The sequence below is a fragment of the Burkholderia sp. AU28863 genome (assembly GCF_002223195.1).
GTDB lineage: Bacteria > Pseudomonadota > Gammaproteobacteria > Burkholderiales > Burkholderiaceae > Burkholderia > Burkholderia sola.
Genome location: NZ_NKFE01000005.1, coordinates 830,478 through 842,668, shown reverse-complemented (window position 1 = coordinate 842,668; position 12,191 = coordinate 830,478). Strand labels below are relative to the sequence as shown.

Sequence of the window (12,191 nt, the reverse complement as noted above, 5' to 3'; positions counted from 1 at the left end):
CTCATCAATCCTTCTTTATCCTGTTTAGATAGGATCTTTCACCTCGTCCCATTCGGGCCACACGCGGTTGTTGGTTCAAAAACCATCGTGTATCAATAGCGTGTCGCAAAAAGAACGTTGGCAAATTAGACAGGAATCGATGCGTGTCATTGGTTCCGGATGGGAGATTGCAATGTCACCTTCGCTTCGACAGCGTGCTCGCCCTTTCCTGTGCGTCGCCATCTCCACGCTGTGCATGAACGCCATGGCGCAGACACCGGCGGCCCCGTCGCCGGCGTCCGGGCCGGGGGCGAACCGGTACGTGATTTCGTATATCTGCGGTGACGCGCGGATCGACGGTACCGCGCCGCTTCCGCCTGACGGACGCCCGTACAACCTGGGCGTGTCGTTCGTGGCGGGGAGCACCGGACAGCCGCTCTCCAACGTGCAGGTGCGCCTGCGCCGGCACGGGCGCGTGCTCGTCGAATTCAATGCATCGGGGTCGCGCTGCCTGTTCAGCGTGCCGGATGCGAGCTACCGGGTCGAAGGAACTTATCAGGGAGCAACCCAGTTCGCGATCGTCGAGACGGGCACGCTCACGACGCAGTTGCGATGGTGACGGTCGCGCCGATCGCGTCATTCGTCGAACGTATCGAATCAAGGAGCCTTGAATGCCTCGTGCAGAACGACCGGACGACTCGCCCGCCCGTGAGCCGAAACCCTCGTGGGGTCCGGGAAAGAATGCGGCGCTCAGCGTCGCCGCATTTGCCGCGATCTTCGGCGCCTTCGCGTATGTCGAGCGAGACGCGAGGATCGGCCATGCGAGCGTGACGCACGATATCGCCGGCGTGATCGAAAACGCCGCCGGCAAGTACCGCGAGTTCATCGTGGCGGCAACCGGCGGCGCGTCCGGCGCCGCAGCGCCCGCCGGCGCGACGGCGACGGTCGCGCAGGCCGGGCCGGTTCCGCGGTCTGCCTCGGCGACGCCGGCCCTCTCGGCCGCAGCCGAACCGCCCGTACCGCCGCAAACGACGGCCCGGTCCGACGTGAAACCCATGCGCCCCGCGCATGTGCCGGCGACAAGGCTCGCGGCCGAGCCGCACGCCGCGTCGACCGCCAGGCGCACGGCGCGCCCCGGCGACGCGCACCGGACGTCCCGTTCGCAGGCGCTGGCGCGCACGAGAAAACGCCCCGACCCCGTGCCGAAACAGCAACCGCAATCGTATTTCGCCGGCACGTCGCACATGGAAGCGACCAGCGTCACGCACGATGAGTTGGAAAGCGCCCGCGCGCTGGCCAAGGCACGCTGGTGCGCACAGATCGACGAATGGAGCTGTGTGGAGCAAAACGCGAGTCGTGCGCTCGCCATCGACCCGAAGAACAGCGAATCGCGCGCGCTGCTTGGACAAGCGATCCGCAATCGCCTGTGAACCAGGCGAATGCCGCCGGGCCTCGCCGCCCGGCGACGCACGCCGTCGGGCGTGCAACCGAGGTGAACGTTTCAAAGTGAGGAGACACCGTGGCTAACAATCGTCAACAACAATGCACCACCGTCGTTCCGCCGAGCCGGCGGATCCTCCTGCATGCGCCGCTGCTGTGCCTGCTCGTCGCGTCCGGCCCGGGCCTTGCCGCCGAAGGCGACGCGGAGCCGCAGGTCGCCCAGGGTTACGGTGCGCAGCCCCCTCAAGCGCCGACGCCGATCGCGCAGGCGTCGGATGCGTCGATGCAGATCGCGCAGGAATCTGCCCGGGGATCGAACCCGGCGATGCCGACCACGGTCGTGGTCGACCCCGACGCGCCGCAGCCGAGCGCGCCATCGTCGAATGCGCCGATGCTGCTTGCGCAGGCATTCGACACCGCGCCGCCGGATACGTCGGCGCCGCGCGCGCGGACGCCGGATGCACCGCAGCCGCCCGCCCCAACCGAGACCACCGCACCGCCCACACCGCCGCCTACGCCGACACTCACGGCGCAGGCGTCCGGCACGCCGATGCCGAATTCGCCCACGCCCATGACGCAGCCATCCGGCGCCGAACCACCGTCGTCCCGGCAACCGAATTCACAGTCGCCCGGCGCGCAGCTCCCCGGCGAGCCGATCCAGCGATCGCAAGGGCCCGACGTAGAGACGCCGAATGCGCAAGCGCCGAATCTGCGCACAGCCGACGTCGCGACGGTACGCAACGACGTGTTCGGCCTCGCGGCGAGCGGCGGCGCGGTCAAGGCGCTCGACGAAGCGAAGGCCCGGCCCGATGCGTTCTCCGCCGTCGACATCGCGCAACTCGAAGAACTGTCGATTCGCCAGCAGGTGCGCGGCGGACGCGACAAGTCTCGTTCGATGACGAGTTCGGACCGCTTCGACGGGCTCGACAACGCGCTGCGCGCGGCCGACGACCTCGACAAGCGGATGCCGGCCACACCCGAGTACACGCCGGTCCGCACGGCGCTCGCGGGCGATCGGGTCGTCGCCCTTGCGGCACGCGGCGACATGAAGCCGGCCGTGGCAACGTTCGAGACGATTCCGTCGAACGCGGAGATCTCGATCGACGCGCTGGCGGCCGTCGGCGACGCCTACCTGTACCTGAGCGAGCCGACCAAGGCGAACGCCGTCTACGCGCGTGCGCTGCAGCAGGCGACCGCGTCGCCGACGGACCGCGCGACCCGCGGCTTCCAGTACGGCGCGCGCACGCGTCCGATCGAGCTGCAGGAAGGGCTGTTCTGGTCGTACGTCGACCAGGCACGCGCGCCGCAAGCGAAGCAGGTGCTCGACGACATGGAGAAGTCGCTGCCGCCGGCCAAGCAGGTGACCAACGTCGGTCCGGGAGAAAGCGACTACCTGCGCTACTACCGGCTGCGTGCGCAATACCTGATCTTCACGGGGCACGTCGACCAGGGGATCGCCGCGCTCGAAGAACTCGAGAAGCAGGTGCCGTTCAACGCGGAGATCCGCGCCGCGCACGCCGACGCCGTGTCGGGCCAGTCGCATCCGCGCCAGGCGATCTCGATGTATCGCGCGTCGCTGACCGATCACCCGGACAGCGTCGAAATGCTCGCGGGCCTCGGCCGCGCATCGCTCGTGGCGGACGACTACGCGACCGCGAAGACCGTCGACCAGACCCTCGGCACCACGTTCCCGGACAGCGGCGCCGTGCGCGGCTTCAAGCGCGACTACAACGCGTACCGCAGCCCGGTGTTCACGACCGACCTCAGCTTCGAGCACGGCAACAGCGCACTAGCCAACAACAGCTTCACGTCGGACAGCTATGTGTATTCGCAACCGTTCGGCGACAACTGGCGCGTGTTTTCGCACACGTTCTACGGTTTCGCGCAGACCGACGACGGCAACCTCAGCCGCACGCGCACGGGCATCGGCGGCGACTACCGGCACGGGCCGCTCACGGTGCTGGGCGAAGTCACACGCTCGATGGGCGGGGACGGCCGAACCGGCGGCCGCGGGACGATCGCGTACGCGCTGAACGATTACTGGACGGTCAGCGCGGGGCTCGACACCAACGACAACTCGCTGCCGTGGAAGGCATATGCCGCGCACATCTGGGGCCGCTCCGCCAACGTCGAGGTCGTGTATCGCCAGAACGACCGACGCCAGGTCAGGCTGAGCTACGGCGTGAGCCGCTACAGCGATTCGAACTTCCACCAGGAGATCGCGGCGACCGCCACGCAGCGCGTGTACACGGCCGCGAACCAGCTCGTCAACGTCTCGCTGAATCTCGGTACCGACAGCAACACGCGCCGGGACGCACCCTACTTCAGCCCCGGTCGCGACTACGCGGCCGCCGCGACCGTGATGCATCAGTTGACGCTGTGGAAGAAAGGCGACATGGGGCTGCAACAGCGCGTGTCGGTGTCGGGCGGCGTGTACAACGAACGCGGCTTCGGGACCAGCCCGCTGTGGAGCGCGCGCCTCGAGCACGCGTGGACGTTCAAGCACGACATCACGCTGAGCTACGGCGTCGAGGTCAGCAGTCACGCATACGACGGCCAGCGCGAGCGCTCCGAAACCGGCTTCCTGTCGCTCAACCTGCCGTTCTAGCAAGGAGATCGGGCAATGCTGCAATCCAGACGGACCTTCATGTGCGGATGCCTCGGCACGTTTGCCGCCTGTTCGCTGTTCCCGGGCGTGACCGGCGCCAAGATGATCGATCTGCTGCCGCCGTCCGATCCGGCCGACGGCAAGACGTTTCGCGTGATCTGCATGCACGACGTGCGCGACAACCTGATGGCGTCGTTTTCGTCGCCGACGGCGGTGGTCGATCCGTTCGCGGTCGACACCGGCACGCTCACCGCGATCTTCTCGTGGTTGCAGACCAACAACTACCACACCATCACGGTCAAGCAGATCGAGGCGTCGCGGCACGGCGGCAAGCCGCTGCCGCCGCGCTCGGTGCTGCTCACGTTCGACGACGGCTTCCGCAGCCACTATACGAAAGTGCTGCCGCTGCTGGAGCGCTTCAAGTATCCGGCCGTGATGGGTCTCGTCACCGCATGGATCGACACCCCGCCGGATACGCCGATCCGCATCAGCGACAAAGTTCAGGTGCCGCGCGACTACTTCCTGTCGTGGGACGAGGTGAAAAAGCTCGGGCAGTCGGAATTCGTCGAGCTCGGCTGCCACACGCACAACCTCCATCACGGCGCGATCGCGAATCCGCAAGGCAACGAGTTGCCGGCGACCACGTCGCATCTCTACCTCCAAGACCAGAAACGCTATGAGACCGACGCCGAGTTCCACGCACGCGTGCACGACGACCTGCAGACGTGCGTACGGCAGATCCGCGAACGCACCGGCATCGTCGCACGCTCGATGGTGTGGCCGTACGGCGCGGAAAACCAGCCCGTGCGCCAGATCTCGACGTCGCTCGGCATGGACGTCCAGTTCAGCCTCGACGCCGGCCCGAATACGCCGGACGTGCCGCTCGACCGGCTGAGACGGATCCTGATGATGTACGACGTCGACATCGGCGGATTCGAACGCTCGATGCGCGAACCGGCGTCGAACCGCGGCGACGTCGACGTGCCCGAGCGCACCGTGCAGGTCGACCTCGACCAGGTCTACGATCCCGATCCCGCGCGGCAGGAAGCGAATCTCGGCAAGCTGATCGAGCGCATCTACCGGATGCAGCCGAAATCGGTGTACCTGCAGGCGTATGCGGACCCGAAGGGCACCGGCGTGGCCGAAGCGGTGTATTTCCCGAACCGGCACCTGCCGATGCGTTCCGACCTGTTCTCGCGCGCCGCATGGCAACTCAATACGCGCGCCAACGTGCAGGTGTACGCATGGATGCCGGTGCTCGCGTTCCGGCCGCCGGCCGACAAGCAGCGCGGCCTCGAGGCCGTGAGCGCGTTCGGCGGCGCGCCGGCCCGCGAGAACGGCACGCGCGTGTTCCGGCTGAGCCCGTTCGATCCCGATGCGCGGCTGATGATCCAGCAGATCTACGAGGATCTCAGCAAGCACGCGTCGTTCAGCGGCATCCTGTTCGGCGACGACGCGGCGCTCGACGATTACGAAGACGCGGGCCGGCATGCGCTGCGCACCTATTCGCAATGGGGGCTGCCGGCCGACGTCGACAAGATCCGCGAGAACCCCGACCTGATGAAGCGCTGGACGCGCCAGAAGACGCGCCACCTGATCGACATGACCCGGCAGCTCGAGCAGATCGTGCTGGCCCACCAGAACGTCGGCGACGTGCTGACCGCGCGCAACATCTTCGCGATGCCGGTGCTCAAGCCCGAATCGGAGGCGTGGTATGCGCAGAACTACGACGATTTCCTCGCCGCCTACGACTACGTCGCGCTGATGGCGATGCCGTACATGGAGCAGGCGAAGGACCCGGAAGGCTGGCTGGACCAGCTCGTGAAGGCGGTGCGCATGAAGCAGCGCGGGCTGCAGCGCACCGTGTTCGAACTGCAGTCGTACGACTGGCACGCGCACAAGGACGTGCCCGCCAGCACGCTGCTCGCGCAGATGCGGCGGCTGCGCAGCGAGGGCGCCGTGAATTTCGGCTACTACCCCGACAACTTCCTGAACGGCCAGCCGGAGCTCGACGCGATGCGCGACGTGATGTCGCTGAAGTCGCGCCTCGACCCGACCTCGATCAACGCGCTGATGCAGATGCAGCACGCGCAGGGAACCAAGACGCCATGACCTCCCATAGCCTCATCCAGCGCCTGCAGGATTTCGTCTTCTACTATCCGTTCTTCATGTCGTATCTATGGATGATCGGCGGCGTCGTGCACTACTTCCTGCTCGAGGAAGGCCGCGAGCTGTCGACGCGCACGATCGCGTCGAGCGGCATCCCGAAGGTCTCGATCGTCGTGCCGTGCTTCAACGAAGCCGCGAACGCGCGCAGCGTGATCGCCCATCTGAACGGGATGCAGTATCCGAACTACGACATCATCGCGGTCAACGACGGCAGCAAGGATCGCACCGGCGAGATCCTCAACGAGCTGGCCGTCGAGATCCCGCGGCTGCTCGTGATCCATCACGCGCGCAACGAAGGCAAGGCGGTCGGGCTCACGACCGCGGCCGCGGTATCCAACGCGGAGTACCTGCTGTGCATCGACGGCGACGCGCTGCTCGCGCACGATGCGATCGGCTGGATGCTCGAGCACTTCCTGACCGACCCGGGTGTCGGTGCGGTGACCGGCAACCCGCGCATCCGCACGCGCACGTCGCTGCTCGGCCGCATGCAGGTCGGCGAATTCTCGTCGATCGTCGGGCTGATCAAGCGCACGCAGCAGGTGTACGGCCGCATCTTCACGGTGTCGGGCGTGATCACGATGTTCCGCAAGACCGCGCTCGCCGACGTCGGCTACTGGAGCTCGGACATGCTGACCGAGGACATCGACATCAGCTGGAAACTGCAGTGCCGCGACTGGCGCGTCGTGTACGAGCCGCACGCGCTCAGCTGGATCCTGATGCCCGAGACGATCACGGGGCTCTACCGGCAGCGGCTGCGCTGGTCGAAGGGCGGCATCCAGGTACTGCTCAAGTACGCCGGCACGCTGATGCGGCCGACGCAGATGATGATGTGGCCGCTGTTCGCGGAGTACCTGATCGGCATCGCATGGGCGTACTCGATGTCGTTCATCCTGCTGCTCGCGCTGATCGACGTCGTCTACCCGCTTCCGCCGAACTGGCATGTGTCCGTGGTGCCGCACTGGCACGGGATGCTGCTGGTCGCGACCTGCATCCTGCAGCTGATCGTCGGCAGCATGATCGATCGTCGTTACGACGAAAAACTCCTGATGTACTTCCTTGACACCATCTGGTACCCCGTCGCGTTCTGGCTGATCAGCATGATCACCACCGTCGTCGCCCTGCCCGCCGTCGTACTGCGGGGCCGCGGCAAGCGCGCCGTTTGGGTCAGTCCCGACCGAGGCATTCAACATGAAGAACGCGCCGATTATTGACCTCTCCCTGCGCGCACCGCGCGACATGATCGCCGAACGCGGCAGCATCGTCGGGCCCGTGCTCGTCGCGTGGTTCCGTCTCGTGCGGCCCGCGCTGGTCGGCGGCGTATGGGCATCGATCTGCATCTACACGTATCGCTACCTGTTGCCGTTCAACGAGGCCGAGATGCCGATCGAACAGATCGTGTTCTACGTGACGAGCATCGCACTGATCGCCGGCACGATCGTCATGTGGCTGATCGCGGGGCGCGTCGTGCATCCGTTCGCGTACCGGTTGCGCGTATCGAAGATGATGCGGCGCTCGGCCAGCGTGAAGGTGCGTTCGGTGCCACCGACCGCGTTCGCGAGCGAGCGCCGGCGCGGCGCGCGGCGCACGACGCGCATTCTCGTCGCGTCGCACGATGCGAACGGATCGATTTCGGGCATCGAATGGGTCGCCCATGCCGAGCCGCAGCCCCGCGAATAGCCGGCCGGAGACGTGCCGCGCCGGGCGCGACGCCTGCCGCGCGACGCGGCACCGCTTCTGACATCGCGCTGGCGCGCGTCGCGCGCCAGCCGGAAAACTTCATGGAGACGAGGTGAATCATGTGCGGAATCGTCGGAGCAAGCGGCCTGAACAATCAGGTGCCGCAACTGGTCAATGCGCTGAGCCGGCTCGAATATCGCGGCTACGATTCGTGCGGCATCGCCGTGCAGGGCGACGGCCGCCTGCGCAGCGAACGCACGCTGCGACGCGTGACGGACCTGCAGGATCGCGTGCTGACGCTCGGTCTCGAAGCACAGACCTGCATCGCGCATACGCGCTGGGCGACGCACGGCGCGCCGTCTGAAATGAATGCGCATCCGATCATGTCGGGCGACACGATCGCCGTCGTGCACAACGGGATCATCGAGAACCACGACGCACTGCGCGCCGAACTGAAGCAACGCGGCTACACGTTTCGCGGGCAGACCGACACCGAGGTCATCGCGCACCTGATCCACAGCCTCTATCGCGACGACCTGTTCGACGCGGTGGTGCGCGCCGTCAAGCGGCTGCACGGCGCATACGCGATCGCGGTGCTCGGCGCGCGCGAGCCGCAGCGCCTCGTCGCCGCGCGCGCCGGCTCGCCGCTCGTGATCGGCATCGGCGCCGAGCAGAACTACCTCGCGTCCGACTGCGCGGCGCTCGGCGACCTGACCGACCGCTTCGTGTACCTGGAAGACGGCGACGTCGCGCTGATCACGCCGGAGCGCATCGCCGTGGTCGATGCGGGCGGGCAGGACGCACGGCGCCCGTTGTGCGAAGTGAAGGCGCGCGCGGACGACGCCGCGCTCGGCCCGTACCAGCACTTCATGCAGAAGGAAATCTTCGAGCAGCCGAAGGCGATCGACAGCACGCTCGCCGGCATCGACACGATCTCGCCGTCGCTGTTCGACGCGACGGAAAACACGCGCGCGCTGCTGTCGCGGGTGAAAAGCGTGTTGCTGCTCGGCTGCGGCACCAGCTACTACGCGGGCCTGACCGCGAAATACTGGCTCGAAAGCATCGCGGGCGTGCCCGCCCAGGTCGAGATCGCCAGCGAATTCCGCTACCGCGATACGGTGGCCGATCCGCGCACGCTCGTCGTCGGTATCTCGCAGTCGGGCGAAACAGCCGACACCATCGGCGCGATCGAACAGGCACGCGCGATGGGCCAGGAACTGTCGTTGGCGATCTGCAACGTCGCGACCAGCACGATCGCGCGCAACGCGCCGCTGCGGTTCCTGACGCGGGCCGGCATCGAACTCGGCGTCGCATCGACCAAAGCGTTCACCACGCAGCTCGTCGCGTTGTTCGTGCTGACGCTGACGCTCGCGCAGCTGCGCGGCCGGCTCGATGCCGCGCAAGTCGCGACGCACCTGAAGCAGTTGCGCGCGCTGCCGGACCGCATCGGCCACGCGCTCGCGCTCGAAACGCAGATCATGGGCTGGGCCGCGAAATTCGCGCGCACCGAGAATGCGCTGTTCCTCGGCCGCGGCATCCATTTCCCGATCGCGCTGGAAGGCGCGCTGAAGCTCAAGGAAGTGTCGTACATCCACGCGGAAGGTTATGCGGCCGGCGAGCTGAAGCACGGGCCGCTCGCGCTCGTCACGAGCGCGATGCCGGTCGTCACGATCGCGCCGGACGACCGCCTGTTCCAGAAGCTGAAGTCCAACATGGCCGAGGTGCGTGCGCGCGGCGGCCGGCTCTACGTGCTGGCCGGCAATCAGCTCGAGATCGACGCCGACCGCGACACGCACCTGATCCGCGTGCGCGAATCGGGCGACCTGCTGTCGCCGATCGTCAACGTGATCCCGCTGCAACTGCTCGCGTATCACGTCGGCTGCGCGCGCGGCGCCGACGTCGACAAGCCGCGCAACCTCGCGAAATCGGTGACCGTCGAATGAGGCGGCGAACGCGCCCGGTACAGGCGATCACGCGGCTGGCGGCGACCGTGCTCTGCGGCGCGGGCGGCATCGGCGCGGCGTCGCCGGCCCTCGCCGGCGCGCCGGCCGTGCATACGGTCACCGTGTCGAGCGCCCCGTCGCCGCGGGACACCGGCGACCCGCGGCGCTTCATGCACGGTATCGGCGTGGCCGATGCCGGCGACGGCAAACGCTGGGTATTCTTCAGCAGCTCGGGCATCGTGCCGCGCGGTGCGCTGCGCAGCGGCAACTGGCCGCATGACGTGTACGTCGGCGAATGGCTGCCCGACAAGCGGCGCGCGCTGCGCGTGCGCACGTTCATCAGCCGCCCCGAGGCGCAGGAGCCCGTGTCGATCGCGCAGAATGCGCGCGGCGACATCTTCGTCACGTTCGAGGACGGCTGGAACACGTCGCAGGAAGTCAGCCAGCGCTACGGCGTCTACCGCCGCGACCTGAAGCCGATCAAGCCCTATCCGAACGACGTCGAATCGGGCGGCCATTCGGGGCACGTCGCGACGGTCGGCGACCGCTTCGTCGTGTTCTATTCCGCCGACTGGGTCAACGGCGGCGGGGTCGACAACCTCGGCAGCGGCAACGGCGTCTACCTGAAAACCTACGACGCGGCCGGGCGCGTGCTGAACCATGTCGCGGTCGCGCCGCACCGCCGTGAATGGTGGCCCGTGATCGCGGGCTCGCCGCGCACTGCGCTGCTGGTGTGGCAAAAATTCATCGAAGGCAGCACGGACGCGACGCTCGAATACGCGATGTTCGACCCGGTCACCGCGAAGCTGGACACACTCGGGGCGCTGAACGGCGCGATCCAGTACTACGTGTATTCGGCCGCCTATGTGCCGGAGATCGACCGGTTCATCGTCGTCACGACGACGGCGGACGACCGCGGCGTCGCGATGCTGATCGCACCGGACGGCCGCCGCACGGCGACGCTCGATTGCCTGCCCGCGTCGGTGCGCGAATCGGACCTCGGCGTTTCCGGCACGCACGCGTACGTGCCGACCCGCGACGGCCGGCTGCTGACGCTCGCGCTCGCGCCGGCGGACATCGCGGTGAGCGGCGTGCAGCGTTCGCCGATTCCGTGGGGCTCGACCGGCGTCGCCGGCTTCCCGGCGCGCGGCACGGCGATGCATTTCGTGTCGCTGACGCCGTCGGGAATGCGCGAAGCCGATTTCGAACCGAAGCAGGACACGCCGCTGCCGAAGAACGAAGTAACGTGTTCGAATCATTGACGGCGGGCCGGTAACGCAATGTCGTCGTGAACACGGGCGGGCCGCACGTCGCCCCGTGCGCTTCGTCTTCCGCCGTCCGAACGGTGCGGCGGCAACACCTCGGCAACTCGGCAGTGGGCACGCTGTCGCGGGCCTGTCCGACCACAACGGCCACGCCTTTCCCGTGCCGAATTCGCCAGCGCCGCCCGTACCGGATAGACTGTCGCCCGATTCCTTCCATCGGCCGCGGCGTCCCGCCTCCTGCCGCCGCCGGAACGCCCCTTCCCGGAGAACGAATGCTGAAGCGCCAGTGGTTTTCGCTCGTGCTGCTGACGGTTTGCCTGCTCGGGCAACCCGCGTCGGCCCAGTCCACGCTCGAACTCGACACCGACGGCACGGCCCGCGCCGTCAGCCTCCAGACGCTGCTCGCGCGCGCCGATGCGGCCGACATCCACGTGCCGCGCGACATCGCATACGGCCGGCCGATGACGTTCCGCGCGGTGCCGTTCGCCGCGCTGCTCGGCGACACGCCGCTGCCGGACGACGGTGTGCTCGAAACGCGCGCGGCCGACGGGTTCGCCGCGCAATTGCCGCTCGATCTCGTGCGCCGGCGCGCGCCGGCCGGCGCGACCCCGTGGCTCGCGATCGAGGATCCGGCCCGTCCGTGGCCGAAGCTGCCCGGCAAGCAAGTCAGCGCGGGGCCGTTCTATCTCGTCTGGCTCGGGCCGGACGCGTCGTCGGTGCGCGGCGAGCAGTGGCCGTACCAGATCGTGCGCATCACGATCGAATCGTCACCGCTCGCACGCTGGCCGTCGCTCGCGGTCGATGCCGCATTGCCCGCGAACGATCCGGCCCGCGCGGGCCAGCGGCTGTTCGTCACGCAATGCCTCGCGTGTCATCGCATCGACGGCGCGGGCAGCAGCCACGCCGGCCCCGACCTGAACACGCCGATGAACCCGGTCGACTACTTCCAGCCCGCCGCGCTGCGCCGCTACATCCGCAACCCGGCGTCGGTGCGCGACTGGCCGGGCCGCAGCATGCCGGCGTTTCCGCCCGATCAGCTGAGCGACCGCGAACTCGACCAGATCGTCGCGTATCTCGCGTATAGGGCGCGGCGCAACGCAGCGAAGTAAC

The 12,191-nt window shown here is 67.7% G+C and carries 9 protein-coding genes; all 9 read left to right on the top strand.

Annotation, left to right across the window (positions count from 1 at the left end):
• Nucleotides 1-172 precede the first annotated feature (172 nt).
• The 9 genes from CFB81_RS20310 (at nucleotide 173) to CFB81_RS20270 (ending at nucleotide 12,190) form a co-directional block, all read left to right on the top strand.
• Nucleotides 173-598: a hypothetical protein gene (locus CFB81_RS20310; RefSeq protein WP_069618309.1), complete on the top strand. Its 426-nt coding sequence runs from the start codon at nucleotides 173-175 to the stop codon at nucleotides 596-598.
• Nucleotides 599-650: 52 nt separating this feature from the next.
• Complete coding sequence (locus tag CFB81_RS20305; protein ID WP_089436306.1) at nucleotides 651-1,409, top strand: hypothetical protein; 759 nt, start codon at nucleotides 651-653, stop codon at nucleotides 1,407-1,409.
• A gap of 89 nt (nucleotides 1,410-1,498) precedes the next feature.
• Nucleotides 1,499-4,027: a poly-beta-1,6 N-acetyl-D-glucosamine export porin PgaA gene (gene pgaA, locus CFB81_RS20300; protein ID WP_089436305.1), complete on the top strand. Its 2,529-nt coding sequence runs from the start codon at nucleotides 1,499-1,501 to the stop codon at nucleotides 4,025-4,027.
• Between the two features lie 18 nt (nucleotides 4,028-4,045).
• Nucleotides 4,046-6,139, top strand: coding sequence for a poly-beta-1,6-N-acetyl-D-glucosamine N-deacetylase PgaB (gene pgaB, locus CFB81_RS20295; protein WP_089437078.1), 2,094 nt, complete (start codon nucleotides 4,046-4,048; stop codon nucleotides 6,137-6,139).
• Nucleotides 6,136-7,407, top strand: coding sequence for a poly-beta-1,6-N-acetyl-D-glucosamine synthase (gene pgaC, locus CFB81_RS20290; protein ID WP_069618312.1), 1,272 nt, complete (start codon nucleotides 6,136-6,138; stop codon nucleotides 7,405-7,407). The genes pgaB and pgaC overlap by 4 nt, the downstream gene beginning before the upstream one ends.
• The gene (locus CFB81_RS20285) at nucleotides 7,385-7,873 is read left to right on the top strand and encodes a Biofilm PGA synthesis auxiliary protein PgaD (protein WP_069618313.1); all 489 of its coding nucleotides are present in this window, start codon (nucleotides 7,385-7,387) and stop codon (nucleotides 7,871-7,873) included. The genes pgaC and CFB81_RS20285 overlap by 23 nt, the downstream gene beginning before the upstream one ends.
• 119 nt (nucleotides 7,874-7,992) lie before the next feature.
• On the top strand, nucleotides 7,993-9,816 hold the full coding sequence (glmS, locus tag CFB81_RS20280) for a glutamine--fructose-6-phosphate transaminase (isomerizing) (protein ID WP_089436304.1): 1,824 nt from the start codon (nucleotides 7,993-7,995) through the stop codon (nucleotides 9,814-9,816).
• Nucleotides 9,813-11,078 carry a hypothetical protein gene (locus tag CFB81_RS20275; protein WP_089436303.1) on the top strand — a complete coding sequence of 422 codons (1,266 nt, stop codon included), beginning with the start codon at nucleotides 9,813-9,815 and terminating at the stop codon, nucleotides 11,076-11,078. Before glmS ends, CFB81_RS20275 begins: the two co-directional genes overlap by 4 nt.
• A 275-nt stretch (nucleotides 11,079-11,353) precedes the next feature.
• Nucleotides 11,354-12,190, top strand: coding sequence for a cytochrome c (locus CFB81_RS20270; protein WP_089436302.1), 837 nt, complete (start codon nucleotides 11,354-11,356; stop codon nucleotides 12,188-12,190).
• Nucleotide 12,191 lies beyond the last annotated feature (1 nt).